This window comes from Streptomyces sp. R-07 (assembly GCF_049913175.1).
GTDB lineage: Bacteria > Actinomycetota > Actinomycetes > Streptomycetales > Streptomycetaceae > Streptomyces.
The window spans coordinates 8,008,163-8,030,543 of the sequence record NZ_CP183978.1; the positions used below are offsets into that span (position 1 = coordinate 8,008,163).

The following is a 22,381-nucleotide window of genomic DNA, read 5'->3' on the forward strand; positions in this document are numbered from 1 at the left end:
GTCACAGGCTGCGCAGCGCACCGGAGCGCCGCACCGCGAGCAGGTACACCACGATGACGGCGACCGGTACGGTGCCGAGCGCGGCCGCCAGCGGCAGGTTCAGGGTGACGTTGGAGTAGACGAGGTTGCCGATCAGCTGGGTCTTGCCGCCGACGATCTGCACCGTGATGTAGTCGCCGAGGCTCAGGGAGAAGGTGAAGACGGACCCGGCGGCCACCGCCGGCCACACCAGCGGCAGCACCACCGAGACGAAGGTCCGCCAGGTCCGCGCCCCGAGGTCCGCCGAGGCGTGCAGCAGGCTGTCGGGGAGCTGGGCGAGCGCGGTGTGGATCGGCAGCACCATGTACGGCAGCCAGAGGTACGTCAGGACGAACACCGTCGCCGTGAGTCCGTACCCGGGTCCGCTCAGGCCGAGCGGTCGCAGCGCCCAGTCGAGCGGGCCGCCCTCGGAGAGGATCAGCCGCCATGCGTACACCTTCACGAGATAGCCGGCCCACAGGGGCATGAGCAGCGCCACCACGAAGAGCGGGCGGCGGCGCGGGTGCGCCACGCGCGCCGTGTAGAAGGCGAGCGGGAAGGCGATGACGGCGCAGAGCGCGGTCACGGCGAGCGCGACGCCGACGGTGCGCAGGGCCACCGTCCGGTAGACGGGGGAGCTGACCAGCTCCTCGAAGTTCTGCGAGGTCCAGACCCGGACGACCTCGGAGGTGAAGCTGTCGGTCGACCAGAAGGCGGACAGGAACAGGGCCGCGAGGGAGCCGAGATAGGCGAGGACCAGCCAGAGCAGCGGGGCGGTGAGCAGGGCCGCCAGCCGCAGCCGGGGTCGCCGGTGCAGGGCCCCGGCGAACCGCCGGACGGCGGTGCGGCCGGAGCCGGCGGCTCGCGTCGCGGACTCGGGGGAGAGCCCGGGGGAGAGTGCGGTCATGGCGTCGGGATCAGCCCTTGATCTCGGTCCAGGCCTGGACCCACTTGGCGTACGGCACGCAGTGCGTGTCCGTCCGGCCGTCCAGGCACTGCTCGATGGGAGTGGTCCAGAAGTGGACCTGCTTCCAGTACGCCTCGTCGCTGGCGTGGAACGTGGCGCAGTGCGCCTTGTCGGCGGTCTCGGCGCACGACTTCGCGTTGGCCGGGGCCTCGCCGAAGTACTCGGCGACCTGCGCGTTGGTCTTCGGGGAGATGATCCAGTCGAGCCACTTGTAGGCGCAGGTGGGGTGCTTGGCCCTGGCCGAGACCATCCAGGTGTCGGACCAGCCGGTGGAGCCCTCCTTCGGCAGGACCGCCTCGACCTTCGCGCCTTCGGACTTGGCGAGGTTGGCGATCACCTGCCAGCTGGTGCCGACGACCGAGTCGCCGCTCTTGAAGGCGGAGATCTCCTTGAGGTAGTCGCTCCAGTACTCGCCGATGTGGGCGTTCTGCTCCTTGAGCAGCGCCACGGAGGCGTCGAACTGCTTCTGGTCGAGGGCGTAGGGGTTCTTGATGCCGAGCTCGGGCTTGGTCGCCTTGAGGTAGAGGGCGGCGTCCGCGAGGTAGATGGGGGAGTCGTAGGCCGTGACCTTGCCGTTGTGCGCCGAGGCCTTGTCGAAGACGGCGGACCAGGAGTCGGGGGCCGGCTTCACCTTCTCCGTGTCGTACATGAGGAGGTTGGCGCCGCGGCCGTGCGGGATGCCGTAGGCGACGCCCTTGACGGAGTTCCAGTCCTTGTTCTTGAGCCCGGCGAAGACGTCGGCGTAGTTCGGCACGAGCGCGGTGTTCACGGGGGCGGCGTCGCCGGAGGCGATCAGGCGGAGGGAGGCGTCGCCGGAGGCGGAGACGGCGTCGTACGCGCCGGTCTTCATCAGCGAGACCATCTCGTCGGAGGTCGCGGCGGTCTTCGTGTTGACCTGGCAGCCGGTCTGCTTCTCGAAGGCGCTGACCCAGTCGACCTTGGGGTCGTTGGTGCCGTCCTCGACGTATCCGGCCCAGGCGATCAGGTTGACCTCCCCCTCGGCCTTGCCGAGGGCGGTCGGCGCCTTCAGGTCGGGCGGGTTGAGGCCGCCGGACTTCCCGGAACCCGCCGGGTCGGCCGATCCGCAGGCGGTGAGCAGGAGCAGCCCGGAGACGGCGGCTGCGGTCAGGAGGGAGCGGTGCGGGCGCACGTTGTTCTCCGTTGCGTGAAGGGGACGGGGGGAGTGGTGCGTACGGGGTCGACCCCGCGGTCGCCTACGGGGTTTCAGGTACGCGCACGGCGTGGTCCGGGTGCCACTGGAGGCCGATCCGGGCGCCCCGGAAGGCGGCGAGGTCGGCGGAGGACGTCTCCAGGTTCTGCTGGAGGGCGGTGAGCCGGCCGCCCCCGTCGAGGTCGACCAGGAAGCGGGTGGAGTCGCCGAGGTAGACGACCTCCGCGACGGTGCCGGCGGCGGTGGCGTGCCCGCGGTCGCCGGGTGCCTTGTGGTCGGTGAGGATCCGGATCTTCTCCGGCCGGATGCTGTACGTGCCCGGCGCCCCGACCACCCGTCGGGCGGTGTCGCCGCTCAGCAGGTTCGAGGTGCCGACGAAACCGGCGACGAACGGGGTCGCGGGGCGCTCGTAGATCTCGGCGGGGGCGGCGACCTGTTCGATCCGGCCCTGGTGGAAGACGGCGATCCGGTCGCTCATCGTGAGGGCCTCCTCCTGGTCGTGGGTGACGAACACGAAGGTGATGCCGACCTCCCGCTGGATCTCCTTGAGTTCGACCTGCATCCGCTCGCGGAGCTTGAGGTCGAGCGCGCCGAGGGGTTCGTCGAGCAGCAGGACGCGGGGGCGGCCGACGAGCGCGCGGGCCAGGGCGACGCGCTGGCGCTGGCCGCCGGAGAGCTCCGCGGGCCGGCGCCGGCCGAGACCCTCCAGGCCGACCTGCGCGAGGGCGGCCCGGGCCCGCACCAGGCGCTCGGCGCGGGGCACCCCGCGGACCTTCAGGCCGTAGGCGACGTTCTGCTCGACCGTCATGTGCGGGAAGAGCGCGTAGTCCTGGAAGACGGTGTGCACGTCCCGCTCGAAGGGCGCGAGCCGGGTGACGTCGCGGCCGGCCAGTTCGACGGTGCCGGCGCTCGGCGCCTCGAAGCCGGCGATCATCCGCAGCACGGTCGTCTTCCCGGAACCGGAGGGGCCGAGCATCGAGAAGAACTCGCCGTCCGCGATCTCCAGGTCCACCCCCGCCACGGCCTCGGTCCGGCCGTAGGTCTTGCGCAGTCCCGTCAGCCGGATCGCCATTCCCTCCATGAGCGGGAACCTTTCTGGTGCGGTGGAGCGTTGCTCGGGTGTGCGTAAACATATGAAGTCATAGTTCAAATCTCAAGACCCCTTTAAGGTAAAGCCTGAGTCAACGCTCGACGCGCGAGGTGGTTAACCGTGAGACCGAACGGCAGGCCGGACGACGACGGCGGCGGCGCGGCCGGGCCGGGCGCCGCCCGAAGGGCCGTCTTCACCCCCGTCGACACCCGCGCCCGGGTGGACACCGTCGTCCGCCGCATCGGCGACGCCATCGAACTCGGACTCCTCGCCGACGGGGAGCAGTTGCCCGGCGAGACCGAACTCGCCGGACAGCTCGGCGTCTCCACCGTCACCCTGCGCGAAGCCCTCATGGCCCTGCGGCAGCAAGGCCTCGTCACCACCCGCAGGGGCCGTGGCGGCGGCAGCTTCGTCACCCTGCCCGACGACCCGCCGGAGGAGCGGCTGCGCGCCCGCCTCGACGACTGGTCCACCGAGGAACTGCGCGACCTCGGCGACCACTGGGCCGCCGTCTCCGGTGCCGCCGCCCTGCTCGCCGCCCGCCGCACCCAGCCCGGAGACCTCCGCCCCCTCACCCGTACGGTCGAGGAACTCGCCGCCGCCGGAGACCCGGCGACCCGCAGCAGGCTCTACGGCCGCTTCCACGTCGAACTCGCCGCCGCCGCCCAGTCCGCCCGCCTCACCCGCGAGGAGATCGCCCTCCAGACGGACCTGGGCGCGCTCCTCTGCCTCGTCCTCGACGACCCCGTCCATCTCGGCAATGTGTCGGATCGTCACCGCGCCGTGATCTCCGCCGTGCAGGATGAGGCCGACGAGCGGGCGAGAACGCTCGCCGAGACGTGCGTACGGGAGTCGGTGGGGCGGCTGATCGCGCTGCGCCTCGGCACCCCCGCCGCAACCGAGGCTCGTCCCGAGGAGGACACGCATGGGCAGGAGCACCGGGCTCGCGGGCCCCGCGGGGGCCATCACTGAGACCACGCGCGAGGACGGCGGGGACACCCGGGTCGCACGCGGGCGCGTGGGAGGCGGGAGGACGGCACCGGTCGGCGAGGCCGCGAGCCGCGCGGGAGACCGGGACGCGGACCGCTCGGCCGGTGAGGTCGTCCGCCGCGCGGGTGATCAGGACGCGGACCACCCGGTCGCCGAGATCGCCGGCCGCGCGGGAGACCAGGACACGCACCACCCGGTCCGCGAGGTCGTCCGCCGTGTCCGGGACACCCTCGAAGAGGTCTTCCGTGCCGTCGCCGAGACCTCCGCCGACACCGGCGCCCTGCTCGACGAGGTGTCCGGGCCCGGCCGCGAACCCCTCGCCGCCGACCTGGCGGCCCTGCGCCCCGGACTGCGCGCCCGGCTCGCCGGCCACCCCCTCGTCTCCGGCGTGGGGTTCGTCGCCGCACCCGGCCTCCTCGCCGACGTACCCGGCTGGCTGGAGTGGTGGCAGCGAGGCCCCGACGGAGCCGTCCGGCCGCTGCTGCTCGACCTGGACCCGGAGCACTCCGCGTACTCGGACTACACGCACTGGGACTGGTACACCCTGCCCCGCGAGACCGGGCGCCGGGCCGTCGCCGGGCCCTACGTGGACTACCTGTGCTCCGACGAGTACAGCCTGACGCTCTCCGCGCCGGTCGTCCTCGGCGGCCGGTTCGTGGGCGTGGCCGCCGCCGACGTCTACCTGCGGCACTTCGAGGCGGCCGTGCTGCCGGTGCTCCAGCGGCTGCCCGCACCGGCCCGGCTCGTCAACGCGCGGGGCCGGGTCGCCGCCTCCACCGACCCGGCCCATCTCGCCGGATCGCTCACCAAGGGACCCGACTTCGCCGCCGTCCTCGCCGGCCCGCCGACCGAACACCGCACCGACGGCCTGCGCCTGCTGCCCTGCGGCGGAACCCCGCTCGTCCTGGTCACGGCCGACGCCTGATCGCCGCCGGAGGCCTGGGCGGCCGGGCTGCCGCCTCGCGTCTCGTGCCCGGGCCCGCCCGTCTGACCGTGGTGACGGCCCGCCTGGCCTCCGTACCCGCGAACAGCTGACCGGCCGACCGGAGTTCAGGCCGGGTGTTCAGAGACTCGCCAGGAGGGCGTCCAGCGGCTCCGGCACCTGGTCGGCGGCGAGGGCCTCCACGAGGAGCGTGCCGTAGCGGATCTTGCGGCCCTTCTTCGTGCCGAGGAAGCGCCGCAGCTGCTGATGCCGGGGCCGGCCGTGCTGGGCGGGCTGGTTCAGGAAGGTCTGCCAGGGGCGCAGGTCGCCCTCCGTCCGGATGATCTCCTCGACCCTCGCCGGGCCCAGCGCCCGGATGAACTCGTCCTCCAGGTCCGCCACACAGACGAAGAAGTCCTCCCGGGGCGCTCCGGCCCGCTGCAGGCCGCGCTCGTAGAAGCCGCGCTCGCGTTCGTCGCACAGGCCCGTCAGGCGCAGGTCGAGGCCGGGCGGTCCGAGCAGTTCGGCGTAGCGGGCGATGCTCATCGCCCCGCCCATCGACACCACGCACACGCCGTCCGCGGCCAGGTCCCGGCCGCGCCGAGCGGCCAGCGTCCCGACGGCCGCGAAGTCACTCGGCCCTTCCAGGAGCACAGCCGTCCGCAGCCCCAGGCTCACGGCCAGCTCCCTCGCCGTGTCTCCGCCGGAATCGCCCGCTGCCCAACGGCCCATCTCGTCCTGGAACGCCCTCATGTCTGCCATGGGGGCGAGTCTGCACGCCCACGGACCGGCAGGGCAGCGAATATTCGCCGAGCAGCCGAGCAGCCGAGCAGCCGAGCAGCCGAGCAGCCGGGCAGCCGGGCAGCCGGGCAGCCGGGCAGCTGAGGAGTGGGCCGCCAAGCCCGTCGCTCAGTCGTTCACCGCCGTCAGCAGCACCGCCGCGTCCTCCAGGGCCGTCAGCCCGTGCCGCTCCTTGGGGAGCATCCGCAGCGTGCCCGCCGACAGTTCCTCCGCCCAGCCGGCCGCCGTCAGGTTCACCCGGCCCCGCAGCACCTGGAGGCTCGCGGCCGGGGGCGCGTTGTGCTCGTCCAGGGAGGTGCCCGAGGTCAGGGCGATGACGGTCTGCCGCAGCACCCCGTCGTGCATCACCAGGTGGGCGCTGCGCCCGTGCGGCGCCGTACGGGCCGCGGCCAGGTGCTCGTCGGCGAGGGCGGTGAGGTCCAGCATCATGACTCTCCCTGCGGGATGCGCGGACGGATACCCCCAGCCTCCCGTGTGACGTCCCGGACGCAACTCGGGACCGCCGCTCGCGCCGCGACCGGCACCACGAGCCCGGCGGCGGCGACGCACGCCCCCGCGGCGAGCAGCGCGGCCGCCCAGCCGTGCGCCGCGTACAGCCAGGACCCGGCGAGGGAGCCGAGCGCCCCGCCGCCGAACGTGGCCAGCATGAAGACCGTGTTGACCCGGGCCGCCACCGTCCGGCCGATCCTGAAGATCCGTGCCTGGTTGGCCACCTGGCACGAGCTGACCCCGACCACCAGCAGGTTCGCCCCGGCCACCAGGCCCGCGGGGGAGTACGGGGCGAGCCCCGCGACCGAGAGGCCGAGCCCCGCGCACACCAGACCCCCGGCGTTCACCGCCGAAGCCCCGTACCGGTCGGTGAGCGGCCCGGCGGCCGCCGAGAGCAGCGCCGCGGGCAGGGTCAGCACCCCGAAGAGACCCGCGGCCCCCGGCCCGTACCCGAGCGGCGGGGCCGACAGGTGGAAGGCGAGCACGGCCCAGAAGACGCTGAACGCCGCGAAGGCGCACGCCCCGATCAGCGCCGAGATCCGCAGCTCCCGGTGAACCACGAGGAGCCGGGGAAGCCCGGCCAGGACCCGGGCGTACGAGGCGTCTCCCCGCGAACCCAGCCGTTCGGGCAGTCGGCGGGGCAGGACGAGGAGCAGCGCGGCCGTCGCGGCGGCCGCCACCGCGTAGGCCACCCGCCAGCTGCCGCTCGCGTCGGTCACGGCGCCCGAGACCGTACGGGACAGGGTCGAGCCGAGCGTCAGGCCGAGGCCCACCAGGCCCACGACCCGGCCCTGTCGTCCGGGGCCCGCGAGGACCGCCGCCACGGGGGTGAGGATCTGCGGCAGCACCGTGGTGGTGGAGAGCGCGAGCGTCGCGAGCGTGAGCGTGACGACGTCGGGCGCCGCCGCGGCGACGAGCAGGGCGGTACTGGTCAGGGCGAGCAGCACCGAGGTGAGGCGGCGCAGCCGCGCGGAGTCGGCGAGCGGCACGAGCAGCAGGATGCCGAGCGCGTACCCGATCTGGGCGGCCGAGGCGATCAGCCCCGCCGTCCGCTCCGACACGTCCAGACCGCGTGCCACGGCGGCGAGCAGCGGCTGCGGGAAGTAGATGTTGGCGACGGTGACCGCTCCCGCCACGGCGAGGAGCAGCACGTTCACGGGACGGGCGGGGACGGGGGTGCGTGGGACCACGGAGGCTCTTCCGTACGGGGGAGGGGGACGTCTACAGGCTCCTCGCCGCCACCCCGGCGGATCAAGGTGTCATCATGAAACCGGCGTTGAGTCACACTCAACGATCAGTGGACGTAGAAGGGCGGGTCCCGTGCTCGAACGGTACGAACTGGAGGCGTTCCTCACGCTCGCCGAAGAACTGCACTTCGGGCGCACCGCCGAGCGTCTCGGCGTCTCCACCGGCCGGATCAGCCAGACGGTCAAGAAGCTGGAGCGCCGCGTCGGAACCCCGCTCTTCGCCCGCACCAGCCGCAGCGTCCGGCTCACCCCCGTCGGCCAGGCCCTCCACGACGAACTCCTGCCCGCCTACCGGCAGATCAGCACCGCCCTCGAACGCGCCACCGCCGCCGGGCGCGGCGTCCACGGCAGGCTGCGCGCCGGTTTCGGCACCCCCTGGGGCGGCGAACTGCTCACGGCCGCCGCCGACGCCCTGCTCGCGCTCCACCCAGGCTGTGAGATCACCGTCCGTGAGGTGCCCTTCGACGGGGGAGTCCGCCCCCTCCGGGAGGGGACGCTCGACGTCCAGTGCGTCGCCTTCCCCGTCCGCGAGCCGGACCTCACCACCGGCCCCGTCGTCTTCACCGACGCACGGGTCCTGCTCCTGCCCGCGGCCCACCCGCTGGCCGGCCGCACGTCCCTCGGGATGGAGGACCTCGCGGGCCTCGACCTGATCGCCCCCGGCGGCGACGTCCCCCGCCACTGGGTCGAGCACCACTACCCCCGCGGCACCCCGTCCGGCGCCCCCGTGGGCCGTGGACCGGCCGTCGCCACCTGGCAGGAGGTCCTCTCCCATGTGAGTGCCGGCCGAGGCGCCTCCCCCGGCGCCGCGCTCGGCGCCCGCTACCACCCCCGCCCCGGCATCGCCTATGTCCCGCTGCGCGACGCCCCGCCCCTCGAATACGGCCTCGTGTGGCCGACCGCCGCCGACTCCGCCCTGCTCAGGGCCTTCGTCGCGGCGGCCGTCACCACTCCCTGACGACGGGGCCTCAGCCGCCGTCGGGGCGGTCGGTGTCGCGGGCGACCAGGGCTCCCGTCAGATGGTCGTGGGCCACGTGCGCGTGGAGACGGACACCGGTGACGAGGGTGTCGTCGTCGGCGTAGAAGTGCGGGTTGTGGTTCGTGACCAGACCGCGCCCGCCCTCCACGGGCACCGGCCGGCCGGAGGCGTTCAGCGTCGCGTCCTGGACGCCGAGCATCACGTACAGGCCGCCGAACCGGCTCACGAACTCGGAGACGTCGTCGTACCCGAGCGTCGCGCCCGTCTCCACGACGCGTTCGCGGCCGACCACCCGGCGGAAGGTCGGCAGTCCGGCCTCCACCCACGCCCCGCTGTTGTGCACGGGCGGCACGGACTGCAGGTACTCCACCGAGGCCGTCGCCCCGTACGCCGCCGCGGAGTGCTCGGCCAGCGTCGTCAGGCGCCGCTGGACCTCGGCCATGTCGGACTCCACGGCACAGCGGACCGTGCCCCACAGGGTCACCGTCTGGCCGATGATGTTGAAGCGGCCCACGTCCTCGACGTGCCCGATCGTGACGGTGACCGGGTCGAAGGCCGACACCTGCCGGTACAGCTGGCCGATGCCGGTGAGGACCGCGCCGGCCGCCGGCATCGGGTCGATCCCCTCCCACGGCGTGGAGCCGTGGACCTGTTCGCCGGTGACGACGATACGGACCAGGGTGGACGCGCCGTACTGGTTGCCGATCCGGTAGCCCACGTACCCCTTCGGATACGGCGTCACGTGCATCCCGAAGGCCATCGTCGGCACCGGGTCGCTGAAGGCGCCCGCGTCGACCATCGCTCGCGCCCCGCCGTCCTCCGTGACCGGCGGGCCCTCCTCGGCGGGCTGGAAGACGAACAGCACCGTGCCGGGAAGCCGGTCGCGGACACCCGCCAGGACCGTCGCCGCACCCATCAGCATCGCCGTGTGGCAGTCGTGCCCACAGGCGTGCGAGACGGGGAACGGGCCGCCCGGGTAGTCGGCGTCCACCACCTGGGAGGCGAAGTCCGCCCCGCAGAGGTCCTTCACCGGCAGCGCGTCCATGTCCGCCCGCAGCGCCACGACCCGCTCGCCGCCGCCCGGCGCCGTCCCGCGCAGGACGCCCACGACCCCGTGCCCGGCGATGCCCGTACGGACCTCGTCGAGGCCGAGGGAGCGCAGGTGGTCGGCCACCAGGCGGGCCGTCTCGACCTCCCGGTTGGACAGCTCCGGATACCGGTGCAGATGGCGCCGCCAGGTCACGACCCGTTCGGCTGTCTTGGCCGCCCGCTCGTCCAGTTCGTCGTGGATCGCCTCGCTGCCCAACGCGGACTCCTTCTCGTACCGGCTGACGCCGTGGCCGGGGAACCGTGCACGAGCAGCCTGCCATCCGGGAGGGGACGGGGCACGACACAGGCGCGCCGGGAACGAGAGTGCCCGCGTCAGCCGGCCGGACCACGACCGCCCGGGTCAGCGGCTCAGGCCGGCCGGACCGTCACCGCCCGCGTCAGCCGGTCGGGCCGACCGGGGCGCTGCTGCGCCCGTGGTCCCGGCCGCTGAGCTCGGCGTCGAGCGTCGCCTGGGCCACGCGCATGGTCTCGGCGTACACGGGGTCCTGCAGCCGCCGCCACATCTCGTCCTCGCCGACCTCCTCGACACGGCACGTCACCCACCAGATGTTGCCGAAGGGGTCACGTACCCGACCGCCGCGCTGCCCGAAGGCGTCGTCCGCCAACGGGGTGACGACGTGGGCGCCCGCCGCGACGGACCTGGCGAACGCCTCGTCCGCGTCGGCGACGAACACGCGCAGCAGGCTCGGCAGCACCGGCCAGTCCGCGCGCCGGTCGAAGGCCAGCACGACGGTGTCGCCGACCCGGATCTCCCCGTGCCCGACCGCACCGTCCTCGGTGGTCACCCGGGCGAGCTCCTCGCCGCCGAACGCCTGGGCGACGAAGTCGAGGAAGGCTCCGGTGTCGTCGGTGACGACCCACGGTGCGACGGTCGTGTAGCCCTTCGGGGTGCTGCTCTGCTCGGACATCTCGATCCCTCCGTCGATGTGTCCCTGACTGCCGGACACGAACGACGCTAGCCGCGAAGTAGGCCAGATCCTGTCCGACATGGAGGAACACGGGAGAGGTCGCCGTGGGACCGGTCAGGCCGGCGTGCTCACCGCGTCCGGGCCGCTCCGCGCGATGATCGCCGCCGTGTCCACGCCCGCGGGCAGCGTGCCGAAGGCCAGACCCCGGTCGCCCTCGAGGCGCGAGGCGCAGAACGCGTCGGCGATCGCCGGGTGGCCGTGCCGGACCAACAGCGAACCCTGCAGGACCAGGGCGAGGCGCTCGACCAGCCGTCGTGCCCCGTACGCCACCGCGTCCGGGTCGCCGAGACCCGCGAGGTCCTTGCGGAGGCCCGCGACCGCCGCGTCGAGACGCCGGTCGGCGCCCGCGCCCCGGTCGACCTCCGCGAAGTACGCCTCCACCGCCTCCGGCTGACGGCCCATCGCCCGCAGCACGTCGAGCGCGGCGACGTTCCCGGAACCCTCCCAGATCGACGGCAGCGGCGACTCCCGGTAGAGCCTCGGAAGGCCCGAGTCCTCGACATAGCCGTTGCCGCCGAGGCATTCGAGCGCCTCGGCCGCGTGCGCGGGCGCCCGCTTGCACACCCAGTACTTGGTGACCGCGAGCCCGAGCCGCCGCAGCTGCTCCTCCTCGGCGTCACCGCGCGCCGCCCGGTCCACCGCCCCCGCGAGGCGCAGTGCCGCGACCGTCGCGGCCTCCGCCTCCACGGCCAGGTCGGCCAGGACGTTCCGCATCAACGGCTGGTCCACGAGCCGCGCCCCGAACGCCTCGCGGTGCGTGGCGTGGTGCACGGCCTGCACGAGCCCGAGGCGCATGCCGGAGGCCGAGCTGATCGCGCAGTCGAGCCGCGTCATGTTGACCATCCGGATGATGGTGGCCACCCCGCGCCCCTCCTCGCCGACCAGCCGGCCGAGGGCGCCCTCGTACTCGATCTCGGAGGAGGCGTTCGACCGGTTGCCCAGCTTGTCCTTGAGGCGCTGGAGCCGGATCGCGTTGCGGCTGCCGTCCGGCAGCACCCGGGGCACCAGGAAGCAGGACAGGCCGCCGGGAGCCTGCGCCAGGGTGAGGAAGACGTCCGACATCGGCGCCGAGGTGAACCACTTGTGGCCGGTCAGCGCGTACAGACCGGGCTCACCCGCCGGCACCGCCCGGGTCGTGTTCGCCCGGACGTCCGAGCCGCCCTGCTTCTCGGTCATCGACATCCCGGCGATGATCCCGCGCTTCTCCGTCGGCACCCGCAGCCCGAAGTCGTACGAGGAGGAGGTGAGCAGCGGCTCGTACACCTCGGCGAGCTCCGGCTGGACGCGCAGGGCGGGCACGGCCGCGTACGTCATGGAGACCGGGCACAGGTGTCCCGCGTCGGCCTGCCCCCACACGAACACCTTGGCCGCGCGCGCCACGTGGGCGCCCGGCCGCTCGTCGCGCCAGGGCGCGCCGTGCAGCCCGTGCCGGACGGCCACGTCCATCAGCTCGTGCCAGTACGGGTGGAACTCGACCTCGTCGATCCGGTGCCCGTACCGGTCGTGGGTGTGCAGGACGGGGGAGTGGCGCTCGGCGAGCCGTCCCCACTCCTGGGCCTCCTCGCCACCCGCCCGGGCGCCGAGCTCGCGGACCTCGGCCTCGGCCCAGCCCGCGCCCTCCCGGCGCAGCGCCTCCAGCAGCGCGGGGTCGGCGGAGACGTCGTAACCGGTCAGCGGCGGTGCCTGGTTGGTGACCTCATGCGTGGTCGGCATCGGGAACTCCCAGTGCTCGCAGGGTGAAAGTGACGAGTGCGGGTACGGTCTCGGGCCCGACGGCCCCCTCCGCCAGCGGCCCGACGAGCGCCTCGGCGCCCGCCCCGACCAGCGCCGAGGCCGTCAGGACCGGATCCTGGGGCGGCAGTTCGCCCGAGCGCACGCCTTCCTGTACGCGCGCCGCGAACACGTCCCGGAACGCGCGCCGGAAGACGAGCCGCTCGGCGTCCACGGCCGGGTCGACCGGTTCGGCGAGCAGCGCGTAGGCCAGGCGCGGCGACTTCAGGGCGCGCAGGGCGAAGGTCTCGATCACGGCGACCACCCGCTCGGCCGCCGAACCGTGCCCGGGGTGCCCGGCCGCCTCGGAGACGGCCGAGACCTCCCGGCCCACCACGGTCCTGAACAGCTCGACGGCGAGTTCGGCCTTGCTCGGGAAGTGGCGGTACACGCTGCCCGTGGCGATTCCGGCGCGCGCGGCGACGGCGGCCATCGTGCAGCCCGCGTACCCCTGCTCGGCGAGGAGCCCGAGGGCGGCGTCGACGACCGAGGCGCGCTGGGCGTCCAGCCGGGCCTGGACGGCGGGGGTGCGTCGGTAGGGCATGGAAGGAGTGAAGCAGTGATTCACTGCTTCATCAAGAGGCCGGACGGAGGCGCGCGCCCGGGGATCGCGAGCTTCAGCGGCCGGTCAGGTCGCGGAGCGTGAAGTCGTCCGGCAGCGGGGTGCCGAGCTCGTTGAGGGCCGTGACGAGCTTCTTCTCCTCGTACGTGAAGTGCGACTCCACCAGGGCGATGAGACCGTCCAGCTCGCCGCGCACCCGGCGCATCTCCGCCGGGTCCGGGTCGGTCGCCTGCTCGGCCGGGAGGGTGTCGAGGAGTTCCTGGAGGCGGACCAGGATCTCCTCCACCTGTACGTGGTCGCGGGCCAGTTCGTCGAGCACGGGCCGCAGCGCCGGATGCGCCTCGGCGAGGACGGGGAAGACGCCTCGGTCCTCGGCGGTGTGGTGGCGGGTGAGCGCGGAGCAGAAGGCGAGGCAGTGTGCCCGCAGGTTGCGGGGGCGGGTGCCGCCGCCGGAGAGGAAGGAGTCCAGCTCCTCGCGGAGGCGGGCGAGCTCCTCGCGGAGCCAGAGGTGCACGTCGACGAGTTGGTTCCCGAACGCCGCGAGGCGGTCGGCCGGTTCGGAGGTGGTGGCCATGCGCCGCATGATTCCACCGGTCCCGGGACGGCGCACGCCCCTTCCTGGCCCGGGACGGCGCCGCTCCTTCCCGAGCGGGACGCCGCACGCCCCTTCCTGGCCCGGGGCGGCGCCGCTCCTTCCGGATGGGACGCCGCACGCCCCCTCCCGGAGCGGGAAGGGGCGTGCGTCGCGCCGGGGGCGTGCTCAGCCGGTGAAGACCTCGGTCAGGGACCAGATCGCGAGCCCCGCCATGCAGACGCCGCCGATGCGCTGCACGGTCTTGAGGGGGACGCGCTTGGCGATGAAGCGGCCGGCGAGCAGCGCGAGGGCGGAGACCGTCGTCAGGGCGGCGAAGGAACCGATCGCCGTCGACCAGGTGCCGTTGGTGGCGGCCAGGTTGGCGGTGGTGATCTGGGTCAGGTCGCCCCACTCGCTGATGAAGACGGCCATGAACGCGGTCGAGGAGACGGGCCAGAAGCCGCTGACCGTCCGGCCGCCCTCGTCGGCCGCGTCGTCGTCGCCCCCGCCGCGCAGCAGCATGAACGCGCCGAAGCCGAACATCAGGGCCGACACCAGTTTGACGGTCCAGCCCGGGAGCAGCCCGAGCAGGCTGCCGGCGCCCACGGCGATGGCGACGTGGGCCAGGAAGGCGGTGGACGTGCCGATCCAGACGTACAGCGGACGCATGCGCGTGCCCATGGCGAGGGACGCGAACATCGTCTTGTCGGGAAGTTCGGCGAGGAAGATCAGCCCGAAGGCGGTGAGGATCGCCAAGGGGTCGAGGTGCATACCGGGGCTCTCTGCTGGGTCCGGGCCCCATGGCTCCGCATGACACCTCGGTGGGCGACAGGAGGACCACTCGGCCCGGCATGACGGACCACGCCCACGGGAACGCGGACACGGCTAATGCCTGGCCGAAGGTCTCGCCCGTCCGCGTGATACGCGGACCCGGTCACCGGGAACCCGCGGGTTCCAGTGTGTCGACGACCGGTTCGCGGGGCTACTCCCCTTCGCTGTCGCCCAGTGTAAGGGATCGGGGCGCGAGGGCCGGTGGGCGGTGTCTGTCCGCCGATGAGTAGACACTGTCTACTCACTCTTGGTAGACAGTGTCTATGTCCCTGCACGAGAACGATCACGAGAACGATCACGAGGACGGGCTGCGTGTCCGGCTCGTCCGGGCCGGCGTCGAGCTGGTGAACGCCGAGGGGGCCCAGGCCCTCTCGCTGCGCGAGATCGCCCGCCGGGCCGGCGTCTCCCACGGAGCCCCCCGCCGGTACTTCCCGACGCGCCTGGACCTGCTGTCCGCCATCGCCCGCCAAGGCTTCGCCGAACTGGCCGTCCGCGTGGCCGACGAGGACCCCGAAGGGGCCTCGGCGCGCGAGCGGATCGGGGCGCTCGCCCGCGTCTATCTCGACTACGCCGACACCCGGCGCGGCATGTACGAGCTGATGTTCCGGCACGACCTGCTGGAGAGCGGCCGGCTCGGGCTGCGCGAGACCAGCCTGCCGCTCTTCGCCCACCTGACCGGGCTCGTCGCCCGTGTCCGCCCGGAGGCCGAACCCGCCGTCGTCGCCGGCGCCCTCTGGGCCAACCTGCACGGCATCGCCCAGCTCTGGCACTGGGGCAGCCTCCGCCTCGCCACCGGCGGTGACGACCCGGGCCCGCTGCTGGCCGCGGCACTCGACGCCCACCTCGGGATCGCCGCCCTGTGAACCGCACCCTCGCCTGCAGCGTCGTCGGTGCCGCCGTCGTCGCTCTCGACGGCACCGTCCTGACCGTCGCCCAGCCCGCCCTCCAGCGCGACCTGCATGCCGAGGTCGGCCAGGTGCAGTGGACCAGCACCGGCTACCTCGTCGCCGTCGCGAGCCTCCTCGTCCTCGCGGGCCGCCTCGGCGACCGCTACGGCCACCGCAGGGTGTTCGCCGTCGGCGCCCTCGGCTTCGCCGCCGCCTCCGCCGGAATCGCCCTCGCCCCCGGCATCGGCACCGTGATCGCGCTGCGGGTGCTCCAGGGCGTGTGCGGGGCGCTCCTCCAGCCCGCCACCCTCGGCATGCTGCGCACCGCCTACCCGCCCGAACGGCTCGCGACCCCGATCGCGGTGCGCACCGCCGCCATCGGCCTCGCCGCCGCGGCCGGCCCCGTCGTCGGCGGCGCGCTGGTCTCCTCGTACGGCTGGCGCGCGGTCTTCCTCCTCGGGGTGCCCCCGACCCTCGCGATCGGCCTGCTCGCGCTCGCCCCGCCGAAGCACCCGCGGACGGACCCCGCCGACCGTCCGACGACCGGCCTTACCGCGCTCGCCCCGCCGAAGCACCCGCGGACGGACCCCGCCGACCGCCCTGCGCGCGGCCTCGTCGCGCTCGACCCGTTCGGCGCCCTCCTCCTCGCCGCCACGCTCGGCCTGCTCGTGCACGGGCTCGACGAGGCGTCCCGCCCCGGCGGGACCGGGGCCGCCGTCCTCGCCTGCGGCGCGGCGCTCTGCGCCGGTGTGGCCTTCGCCCTCCACGAGCGGCGGGTCGCGCGTCCCCTCCTGCCTCCGGAACTGGTCCGGAGCGTGCCGGTCGTCGCGGGGCTCGCCGCGCTCCTCGCGGCCTCGGCGGCCCTGTTCGGCTCGCTCTTCGTGGCGACGTACTTCCTCCAGGACGTCCAGGGGCTCGACCCCCTCGACTGCGCGCTGCGCGTCCTGCCCCTCGCCGTCCTCATGGTGCTCGGCGCGCCGTTCTGTCCGCCGCTCCAGCGCCGCTTCGGGCCCCGGCGCACCGCGACGACCGGTGCCGCGCTGCTCACCCTCGGGGTCCTGCTGCTCTCCCGGCTCGACGCCACGGCCGGCGCGGCCCCCGTCGGCGCCGCCGCCGCGCTGCTCGGAGCCGGGTTCGTCACGCTCATGGTCACCGCGACCTCCGTCGTCGTGCACCGCGCCCCCGAGGCGCACGCCGGGGTCGCCGGCGGCCTCCAGCAGACCGTGATGAACGTCGGACCGGCGCTCGGCGTCGCCACCGCGACCCTGCTCGTGGCCCTCGTCCCGGACGGCGGCTTCGTACCGGCCCGGGGCGCCGCCCTCCCCGCCCTGGCGCTGATCGCCGCGCTCGCCGTCCCCGCCGCCCTCGCCCTGCCCGGCCGCGCGGGCCACCGGAGGACACGCCCGGAGCCGGCGGCACCCGAGCCCGGCCGACGGCGCTGCGTACGATCATGAGATGCCCGCCGCCGGTCACCGTCGCCCTCCCGGCACGGCGGCGCGCACCCAGTTCAACCTGGGTCGCGCCCTGCCCTTCCTGGTCCTGGTCCTGACGGTCGTCGCCGACCTGGTCACCCCCGACCGGGAGCGTTTCGACCGTCTCCTGGTCGCCGCGCCCGCGCTCGCCGCCGTCACCTGGAGCGTGCGCGGGACCGTCGGCATCGGGCTCCTCGCCCTGGTCGCCCGCGTGCTCCTCGCCCCCACCCGGGACGTGACGTCCCTCTCCGAGCTCCTCGGCAGCGAGGCCGTCATCGTCGTCGTGACCGCCGTGGCGGCCTGGGTCAGCCACGTCAGGACCCGCTACGAGCGGGACCTGCAGGAGGTCACCGCCGTCGCCGAGGTCGTCCAGCGGGTCGTCCTGCGCCCGCTGCCCGAACGCCTCGGCCGGTTCGACCTGCACCTGCTGTACGTCGCGGCCGCGGCCAAGGCGAGGATCGGCGGCGACTTCTACGAGGCCGTCAGGATCCCCGGCGCGGTGCGCGTCATGCTCGGCGACGTCCAGGGCAAGGGCCTCGGCGCCGTCGAGACCGCCTCCGTCCTGCTCGGCTCCTTCCGCGCCGCCGTCAACGAGGCCCGCGACCTCGCGGACCTCGCGGACCGGCTCGACGAGGGCCTCGCCCGCTACGGCGCCTGGGACCCCGACTCCGATGCCGCCGAACGCTTCGCCACCGTCGTCCTGGTGGAGCTCCCCGACGGCCGTGACGTCGTACGGCTCCTCAGCTGCGGCCACCCCGCCCCGCTGCTCCAGCGCGCGACCGGCGTCGAGCCCGTGCACTTCGCCGACCCCTCGCTGCCCGTCAACCTCGCGGGCCTCGCCGACAGCCACCACCGGATCGAGGAGGTGCCCTTCGGCACGGGCGACCGGCTGCTCCTCTACACCGACGGCGTGAGCGAGACACGCGACCGTGCCGGCACCTTCTACCCACTGGAGCTGCGCCTGCGCGGCTGGGCCCGGGAGCCCGCCGCGGAGCTGCCCGCGCTCCTCCACCGCGACCTCGCCGCCTACGGGGCGGACGGCCTCGACGACGACGTGGCCGCCGTCCTCGTGGTCCGCCCGCCCGAAAGCGCCTGACGAGGCCGCGCCCGCTCAGTCGCGCGAAGGCACCGGCCGGAACGTGCCTCCGTACATCGGCAGTTCGATCCGGTCGCCGTGGCGGGCGAGCTGCGCCCAGGGCCGGTTGATGCCGGCAGAGCCGTACGTACGGACCCGGGTGACGGTGTCGAGGTCGAGGACGTCGACGAGGACCTCCTCGCCGGTGCCCGCCTGCTGCCGGACGATTCCCTCCGGGTCGACGATGGCACTGGCGCCGACACCTGCAGGGTCGGCGGCGTTGACGTTGACGACGTACAGCTGGTTCGTCCAGGCGTTGGCCCGGGCGCAGACCAGTTCCATCTCGCGGTCGCGGGTGGTCGTCAGCGTCGGCTGGAGGACGACCTCGGCGCCCAGCCAGGCCAGCTGGCGCGCCGTCTCCGGGAACGAGCCGTCGTAGCAGATGGCCAGTCCCGCGCGGCCGATGCCGGGCAGGTCGAAGACGACGAACTCGCTGCCGGGCCGCGTCTGCTCGTACGGCTGCCAGGGGAAGACCTTGCGGTAGCGGGCGACGATCTCGCCCGCGGGGGAGACGGCGAGGGCCGTGTTGTAGACGTGGCCGTCGTCGGACTGCTCGTAGACGCTGCCCGGGACGAGCCAGAGGCCGGTCTCGCGGGCCAGGGCGCCGAGCCGGTCGGTCAGCGGCCCGGGGATCCGTACGGCGGCCTCCCGCATCCAGCCCGCGCGGGCCTGGAGCAGCGGTGCCTCCGCGGAGAGCAGCAGCTCCGGGACGACGACGAGCTGGACGTGCGGGAAGGTGTCGCGTACCGCGCGGACCTGGTCGGCGAACCGGTCCCAGCTCGCCTTCGGATCGTGGGCGACGGGGGTGGTCTGGACGGCGGCGATGGCGAGGGTGCGCATGGGTGTCAGTTCTCCGTGACGGACAGGGCGGTGACGGCCGTGCGGCCGTCCTGGAAGAAGCGGCGGTGGCGGGTGCGGACGAGCAGCATCACGACGCCGCCGAGCACGATCGAGCCGACGCCGAGGAGGAAGACTCCGCCGACTCCGCCGATCGACGTGGAGCCGTAGGCGGGGTCGGCCATGTCGTACGCGCTGCGGACGAACGCCGCCAGCATCATCAGTCCGCCGGCCGCCGGGAGGACGCCCTTGGCCAGCAGGTCGCGCGGGGAGTTCCGCAGCTGCCGGCGGAAGTACCAGGCGCAGGCGAAGCCGGTGACGCCGTAGTAGAAGGCGATCAGCAGGCCTATGGACAGGATGGCGTCGCCGAGGAAGTCGGCGGAGACCAGGGTGAGCAGGACCAGGGCGACGGCCGCGACCGCTCCGCAGAACACCGTCCCGAAGGCGGGAGTGCGGAAGCGCGGGTGCATGCGTCCGAAGGCGGCGGGCAGGGCGCCGTGCGCGCTCATCGAGAGCGTGCTCCGCGGGGTGGAGCCCGCGCAGGTCAGGAGGGCGCCCACGGCCGACACGGCGATGGCGAGCGTGACGAGCCGGCTCGCGGCGCCGCCGAGCACGGTGGGGGCGAGGTGGGTGAGGACGTCGGCCGCGTTCTCCTCGTCGCCGAGTCCGAGCCCGCCGGTGCCGGTCCCGGCGAAGGTGATCGCGGCGAACGCGGTGAAGAGGTAGGTGACGAGCAGGATCAGCGTGGAGGCGATCGCCGCCCTGCCGGGGGTGCGGCCGCTGTCGACGGTCTCCTCGTTGAAGGTGATCAGGGCGTCCCAGCCCCAGTAGATGAACAGGCAGAGGAGCACGGCCTCGGCGAAGGAGCCGAAGTCGTCGAAGGCGAAGGGGTCGACCCAGCTCAGGGACGGGGCGGCGGCGCCGTCCCGTGCGAAGGCCGCGACGCCGAAGGCGAGCAGCGCGAGGAGCTGGAGGCCGACCATCGCGTACTGCACGTGGGCGGCGAGCTGGATGCCCCGGTAGGCGACGGTGACGACGAAGGCGATCAGCAGGACGGCGACCGCGGTCACGGCGAAGGTGCTGTCGGCCGCCGCGTCGAGCCCGAGGAAGGCGAGGAGCGCGGAGGCTCCGACCTCGGCGAGCGCCGTCATCGCGAGGACGGTCGCGACCAGGACGGTCCAGCCGCCCGCCACCCAGCCGACGGCCGGGCCGAACGCCCGTGTGTTCCACACGAAGGTCGTGCCGCAGTCCGGCATGCGCCGGTTGAGCTCCCGGAACGCGAAGGCCGTGAGGAGGATCGGCACGAAGCCCAGGAGCAGGGCCGCGGGGGCCTGGTCGCCGACCACGAGGGTCACCAGGCCCAGCGTGATCGCGATGCTGTAGGCGGGGGCGACGGAGGCGAGCCCGAGGGCGGTCGTGGCGAGGAGGCCGACGGAATCGCCCCGGAGCCCCTTTCCGAGGGGTGGTGCCGAAGAGGGTGGCGTGTCGGATGCGCGGGGTGCCGGCGGGCGAGGGCGGTGAGGACCGGGTCGGCGAGGACTGCTCCCTGGGCGAGCGGGCTCCACGCCTCGGTGACGATGCCGTGGACGGCGTGCAGCTCGCGGAGCTCGCGCTGCTGGAGCGCCGGGTGGAGCTCGATCTGGTTGACGGCCGGGACGAGGTCGCTGCTGTCGAGCAGCCGCTCCAGGTGCGCGGGCTGGAAGTTGGAGACACCGGCGGTGCGGACCCGCCCGTCGGTGACCAGCTTCTCGATGGCGCGCCAGGTGTCGACGTACAGGTCACGGGCCGGGGCGGGCCAGTGGATGAGGTACAGGTCGACGTGGTCGAGACCGAGCTTGGCGAGGCTGTCGTCGAAGGCGCGGAGGGTGGAGTCGTACCCCTGGTCGGCGTTCCACAGCTTGGTGGTGACGTAGAGCTCCTCGCGGGCGAGACCGGAGGCGGCGAGCGCCCGGCCGACCCCGGCCTCGTTGCCGTAGATCGCGGCGGTGTCGACGGAGCGGTAGCCGGCTTCGAGGGCGTGGGTGACGGCGGCGGCGGTCTCGTCGTCGGGGACCTGGAAGACGCCGAAGCCGAGCTGGGGGATCGCGGTGCCGTTGCCGAGGGTGACGGTGGGGACGTGGGGGAGGGACATGATGGTGCGGCCTTCTGTCGTGAGGTGCTTGATCAGTGGGGGGTGGCAGCGGCGGTGAGCGGCCGCTCGGCCGGTGCCGGGGCCTCGGGGGAGGTGGACGCGGCGCGGCCGCGCCGGTCGAGGTGGGCGGAGAGGAAGGCCAGGAGGAGGGCGCCGGCGGCGAGGAGGGCTCCGACCCAGTCGGGGGCGGTCCAGCCGAGGCCGGCGGCGATGACGAGGCCGCCGAGCCAGGCGGCGATCGCGTTGCCGAGGTTGAACGCGCCGATGTTGACGGCGGAGGCCAGGGTCGGCGCGCCGTGCGCCTGGTCGAGGACGCGCTTCTGCAGCGGCGGCACGGTGGCGAAGCCGAGGGCCCCGATGAGGAAGATCGCGATCGCGGAGAGGACCTTGTCGTGGGCGGCCACCGTGAACAGCGCGAGGACGACCGCGAGCCCGCCGAGGGTGACGTACAGCAGGGGCATCAGCGCGCGGTCGGCGTACCGGCCGCCCAGGAGGTTGCCGAGGAACATGCCGACGCCGAAGAGGACGAGCAGCCAGGTGACCGCGCCCTCGGAGTAGCCGGCGACGTGGGTCATCATCGGGGCGATGTAGGTGATGGCGGCGAAGACGCCGCCGAAGCCGAGGACGGTCATCGCCATCGCGAGCAGCACCTGCGGGTTGCGGAACGCGGTCAGCTCCCGGCGCAGGCGGGCGCCCTCGGGGCGGGGCATGGCGGGTACGAGCTTCGCGATGCCGAGCAGGCCGATCACACCGAGCGCGGCGACGACGGCGAAGGTGGTGCGCCATCCGACCGTCTGCCCGATGAAGGTGCCGAGCGGCACGCCGACGATGTTGGCGACGGTCAGGCCGGTGAACATGGTGGCGATGGCGCCGGCCTTCTTGTTCGGGGCGACGAGGCCCGCGGCGACGACGGAGCCGATGCCGAAGAACGAACCGTGGGCGAGCGAGGCGATCACGCGTCCGGTCAGCATGATCCCGAAGCTCGGGGCGAGGGCGGACAGGATGTTGCCGAGCACGAACAGGCCCATGAGCACCATGAGCATCTTCTTGCGGCTCACCTTGTTGCCGAGGACGGTCAGCAGCGGCGCGCCGAGGACGACACCGAGCGCGTAGCCGGTGACCAGCAGGCCGGCGGTGGGGATGGAGACGCCGTAGTCGGCGGCGATCCCGGGCAGCAGGCCCATGATGACGAACTCGGTCGTCCCGATGCCAAAGGCACCGACTGCAAGAGCGACTAGCGCGAGCGGCATGTCTCGCCCCTTTCCATGGTTGCTTGAGTGATCCCCTTATCGGCGTCCACAATAATTGCAGGCGCGCTATATGTGCAAATGCGGGTGGTGCTGCGCTCTGGCCGAGCCAGGGGGCGGAGCTCGCCCTTGGGCTCCGGAACGGCGGGGCCTGCTAGGGCGAGGTGCCCGGCGATGCCAGGC

The 22,381-nt window shown here is 73.7% G+C and carries 22 protein-coding genes; 6 read left to right on the forward strand and 16 right to left on the reverse strand.

Annotated elements, in window-relative coordinates; genetic code table 11:
• Nucleotide 1: 1 nt before the first annotated feature.
• The 3 genes from ACN9M0_RS36545 to ACN9M0_RS36555 form a co-directional block, all read right to left on the reverse strand.
• Nucleotides 2–925, reverse strand: a complete 924-nt coding sequence (locus tag ACN9M0_RS36545; protein ID WP_426405020.1) for an ABC transporter permease — start codon at nucleotides 923–925, stop codon at nucleotides 2–4.
• A 10-nt stretch (nucleotides 926–935) separates the two neighbouring features.
• Entirely contained in the window at nucleotides 936–2,135 is a 1,200-nt protein-coding gene (locus tag ACN9M0_RS36550; RefSeq protein ID WP_426405021.1) for an ABC transporter substrate-binding protein, read from the reverse strand.
• 64 nt (nucleotides 2,136–2,199) lie between these two features.
• Nucleotides 2,200–3,237 carry an ABC transporter ATP-binding protein gene (locus tag ACN9M0_RS36555; protein ID WP_426405022.1) on the reverse strand — a complete coding sequence of 346 codons (1,038 nt, stop codon included), beginning with the start codon at nucleotides 3,235–3,237 and terminating at the stop codon, nucleotides 2,200–2,202.
• 129 nt (nucleotides 3,238–3,366) lie between these two features.
• Here ACN9M0_RS36555 and ACN9M0_RS36560 point away from each other — a divergent pair, with 129 nt between their 5' ends.
• Both ACN9M0_RS36560 and ACN9M0_RS36565 read left to right on the forward strand, forming a co-directional pair.
• Nucleotides 3,367–4,218 (forward strand): FadR/GntR family transcriptional regulator, encoded by an 852-nt coding sequence (locus ACN9M0_RS36560; protein ID WP_426405023.1) that lies wholly within the window; start codon nucleotides 3,367–3,369, stop codon nucleotides 4,216–4,218.
• A gap of 175 nt (nucleotides 4,219–4,393) precedes the next feature.
• Complete coding sequence (locus tag ACN9M0_RS36565; protein WP_426405384.1) at nucleotides 4,394–5,161, forward strand: cache domain-containing protein; 768 nt, start codon at nucleotides 4,394–4,396, stop codon at nucleotides 5,159–5,161.
• Nucleotides 5,162–5,299: 138 nt separating this feature from the next.
• Here ACN9M0_RS36565 and ACN9M0_RS36570 read toward each other — a convergent pair whose 3' ends face one another.
• From ACN9M0_RS36570 to ACN9M0_RS36580, 3 genes are all read right to left on the reverse strand, one after another.
• Nucleotides 5,300–5,920 carry a TOPRIM nucleotidyl transferase/hydrolase domain-containing protein gene (locus tag ACN9M0_RS36570; protein WP_366039665.1) on the reverse strand — a complete coding sequence of 207 codons (621 nt, stop codon included), beginning with the start codon at nucleotides 5,918–5,920 and terminating at the stop codon, nucleotides 5,300–5,302.
• A gap of 147 nt (nucleotides 5,921–6,067) precedes the next feature.
• Complete coding sequence (locus ACN9M0_RS36575) at nucleotides 6,068–6,385, reverse strand: cupin (RefSeq protein WP_366039726.1); 318 nt, start codon at nucleotides 6,383–6,385, stop codon at nucleotides 6,068–6,070.
• Nucleotides 6,385–7,638: an MFS transporter gene (locus tag ACN9M0_RS36580; protein ID WP_426405024.1), complete on the reverse strand. Its 1,254-nt coding sequence runs from the start codon at nucleotides 7,636–7,638 to the stop codon at nucleotides 6,385–6,387. The genes ACN9M0_RS36575 and ACN9M0_RS36580 overlap by 1 nt, the downstream gene beginning before the upstream one ends.
• Nucleotides 7,639–7,768: 130 nt before the next feature.
• On the opposite strand from ACN9M0_RS36580, the gene ACN9M0_RS36585 reads away from it, so the two are divergent.
• Nucleotides 7,769–8,653, forward strand: a complete 885-nt coding sequence (locus tag ACN9M0_RS36585) for a LysR family transcriptional regulator (protein ID WP_426405025.1) — start codon at nucleotides 7,769–7,771, stop codon at nucleotides 8,651–8,653.
• A gap of 10 nt (nucleotides 8,654–8,663) precedes the next feature.
• On the opposite strand, the gene ACN9M0_RS36590 is transcribed toward ACN9M0_RS36585, so the two are convergent.
• The 6 genes from ACN9M0_RS36590 to ACN9M0_RS36615 all read right to left on the reverse strand — a co-directional run bounded on the left by ACN9M0_RS36590 (nucleotide 8,664) and on the right by ACN9M0_RS36615 (nucleotide 14,429).
• Nucleotides 8,664–9,980 carry a M20 metallopeptidase family protein gene (locus ACN9M0_RS36590; protein ID WP_426405026.1) on the reverse strand — a complete coding sequence of 439 codons (1,317 nt, stop codon included), beginning with the start codon at nucleotides 9,978–9,980 and terminating at the stop codon, nucleotides 8,664–8,666.
• Between the two features lie 181 nt (nucleotides 9,981–10,161).
• Nucleotides 10,162–10,692 (reverse strand): VOC family protein, encoded by a 531-nt coding sequence (locus ACN9M0_RS36595; RefSeq protein ID WP_426405027.1) that lies wholly within the window; start codon nucleotides 10,690–10,692, stop codon nucleotides 10,162–10,164.
• A 114-nt stretch (nucleotides 10,693–10,806) separates the two neighbouring features.
• A complete protein-coding gene (locus ACN9M0_RS36600) occupies nucleotides 10,807–12,465 on the reverse strand; it encodes an acyl-CoA dehydrogenase family protein (RefSeq protein ID WP_366039659.1) in 1,659 nt (552 codons plus the stop codon).
• Nucleotides 12,449–13,066 carry a TetR family transcriptional regulator gene (locus ACN9M0_RS36605; RefSeq protein WP_426405028.1) on the reverse strand — a complete coding sequence of 206 codons (618 nt, stop codon included), beginning with the start codon at nucleotides 13,064–13,066 and terminating at the stop codon, nucleotides 12,449–12,451. Before ACN9M0_RS36605 ends, ACN9M0_RS36600 begins: the two co-directional genes overlap by 17 nt.
• A 73-nt stretch (nucleotides 13,067–13,139) precedes the next feature.
• A complete protein-coding gene (locus ACN9M0_RS36610) occupies nucleotides 13,140–13,658 on the reverse strand; it encodes a hemerythrin domain-containing protein (protein ID WP_426405029.1) in 519 nt (172 codons plus the stop codon).
• 186 nt (nucleotides 13,659–13,844) lie between these two features.
• The gene (locus ACN9M0_RS36615) at nucleotides 13,845–14,429 is read right to left on the reverse strand and encodes a TMEM165/GDT1 family protein (RefSeq protein ID WP_426405030.1); all 585 of its coding nucleotides are present in this window, start codon (nucleotides 14,427–14,429) and stop codon (nucleotides 13,845–13,847) included.
• Nucleotides 14,430–14,752: 323 nt separating this feature from the next.
• On the opposite strand from ACN9M0_RS36615, the gene ACN9M0_RS36620 reads away from it, so the two are divergent.
• From ACN9M0_RS36620 to ACN9M0_RS36630, 3 genes are read left to right on the forward strand one after another with little or no spacing between them, the layout of a single operon-like run.
• On the forward strand, nucleotides 14,753–15,352 hold the full coding sequence (locus ACN9M0_RS36620) for a TetR/AcrR family transcriptional regulator (protein WP_366039654.1): 600 nt from the start codon (nucleotides 14,753–14,755) through the stop codon (nucleotides 15,350–15,352).
• On the forward strand, nucleotides 15,349–16,830 hold the full coding sequence (locus ACN9M0_RS36625) for an MFS transporter (RefSeq protein WP_426405031.1): 1,482 nt from the start codon (nucleotides 15,349–15,351) through the stop codon (nucleotides 16,828–16,830). Before ACN9M0_RS36620 ends, ACN9M0_RS36625 begins: the two co-directional genes overlap by 4 nt.
• A gap of 1 nt (nucleotide 16,831) precedes the next feature.
• Nucleotides 16,832–17,944 carry a PP2C family protein-serine/threonine phosphatase gene (locus ACN9M0_RS36630; protein WP_426405032.1) on the forward strand — a complete coding sequence of 371 codons (1,113 nt, stop codon included), beginning with the start codon at nucleotides 16,832–16,834 and terminating at the stop codon, nucleotides 17,942–17,944.
• A gap of 15 nt (nucleotides 17,945–17,959) precedes the next feature.
• On the opposite strand, the gene ACN9M0_RS36635 is transcribed toward ACN9M0_RS36630, so the two are convergent.
• Genes ACN9M0_RS36635 through ACN9M0_RS36650 form a run of 4 tightly spaced genes read right to left on the reverse strand, consistent with a single transcriptional unit; the run spans nucleotide 17,960 to nucleotide 22,201 of the window.
• On the reverse strand, nucleotides 17,960–18,823 hold the full coding sequence (locus ACN9M0_RS36635) for a carbon-nitrogen hydrolase family protein (RefSeq protein ID WP_426405033.1): 864 nt from the start codon (nucleotides 18,821–18,823) through the stop codon (nucleotides 17,960–17,962).
• A gap of 5 nt (nucleotides 18,824–18,828) precedes the next feature.
• The gene (locus ACN9M0_RS36640; protein WP_426405385.1) at nucleotides 18,829–20,196 is read right to left on the reverse strand and encodes an APC family permease; all 1,368 of its coding nucleotides are present in this window, start codon (nucleotides 20,194–20,196) and stop codon (nucleotides 18,829–18,831) included.
• Nucleotides 20,172–20,951, reverse strand: a complete 780-nt coding sequence (locus ACN9M0_RS36645) for an aldo/keto reductase (RefSeq protein WP_426405034.1) — start codon at nucleotides 20,949–20,951, stop codon at nucleotides 20,172–20,174. Before ACN9M0_RS36645 ends, ACN9M0_RS36640 begins: the two co-directional genes overlap by 25 nt.
• Nucleotides 20,952–20,983: 32 nt before the next feature.
• On the reverse strand, nucleotides 20,984–22,201 hold the full coding sequence (locus ACN9M0_RS36650; RefSeq protein ID WP_426405035.1) for an MFS transporter: 1,218 nt from the start codon (nucleotides 22,199–22,201) through the stop codon (nucleotides 20,984–20,986).
• Between the last annotated feature and the right edge of the window lie 180 nt (nucleotides 22,202–22,381).

Bases quoted from the DNA above. Each gene is read 5' to 3' on its own strand.
- ACN9M0_RS36635 (WP_426405033.1), bottom strand. From the start codon at position 18,823: ATGCGCACCCTCGCCATCGCCGCCGTCCAGACCACCCCCGTCGCCCAC.
- ACN9M0_RS36545 (WP_426405020.1), bottom strand. From the start codon at position 925: ATGACCGCACTCTCCCCCGGGCTCTCCCCCGAGTCCGCGACGCGAGCC.
- ACN9M0_RS36600 (WP_366039659.1), bottom strand. From the start codon at position 12,465: ATGCCGACCACGCATGAGGTCACCAACCAGGCACCGCCGCTGACCGGT.
- ACN9M0_RS36570 (WP_366039665.1), bottom strand. From the start codon at position 5,920: ATGGCAGACATGAGGGCGTTCCAGGACGAGATGGGCCGTTGGGCAGCG.
- ACN9M0_RS36575 (WP_366039726.1), bottom strand. From the start codon at position 6,385: ATGCTGGACCTCACCGCCCTCGCCGACGAGCACCTGGCCGCGGCCCGT.
- ACN9M0_RS36650 (WP_426405035.1), bottom strand. From the start codon at position 22,201: ATGCCGCTCGCGCTAGTCGCTCTTGCAGTCGGTGCCTTTGGCATCGGG.
- ACN9M0_RS36615 (WP_426405030.1), bottom strand. From the start codon at position 14,429: ATGCACCTCGACCCCTTGGCGATCCTCACCGCCTTCGGGCTGATCTTC.
- ACN9M0_RS36595 (WP_426405027.1), bottom strand. From the start codon at position 10,692: ATGTCCGAGCAGAGCAGCACCCCGAAGGGCTACACGACCGTCGCACCG.
- ACN9M0_RS36630 (WP_426405032.1), top strand. From the start codon at position 16,832: ATGCCCGCCGCCGGTCACCGTCGCCCTCCCGGCACGGCGGCGCGCACC.
- ACN9M0_RS36645 (WP_426405034.1), bottom strand. From the start codon at position 20,951: ATGTCCCTCCCCCACGTCCCCACCGTCACCCTCGGCAACGGCACCGCG.
- ACN9M0_RS36605 (WP_426405028.1), bottom strand. From the start codon at position 13,066: ATGCCCTACCGACGCACCCCCGCCGTCCAGGCCCGGCTGGACGCCCAG.
- ACN9M0_RS36555 (WP_426405022.1), bottom strand. From the start codon at position 3,237: ATGGAGGGAATGGCGATCCGGCTGACGGGACTGCGCAAGACCTACGGC.
- ACN9M0_RS36620 (WP_366039654.1), top strand. From the start codon at position 14,753: ATGTCCCTGCACGAGAACGATCACGAGAACGATCACGAGGACGGGCTG.
- ACN9M0_RS36610 (WP_426405029.1), bottom strand. From the start codon at position 13,658: ATGGCCACCACCTCCGAACCGGCCGACCGCCTCGCGGCGTTCGGGAAC.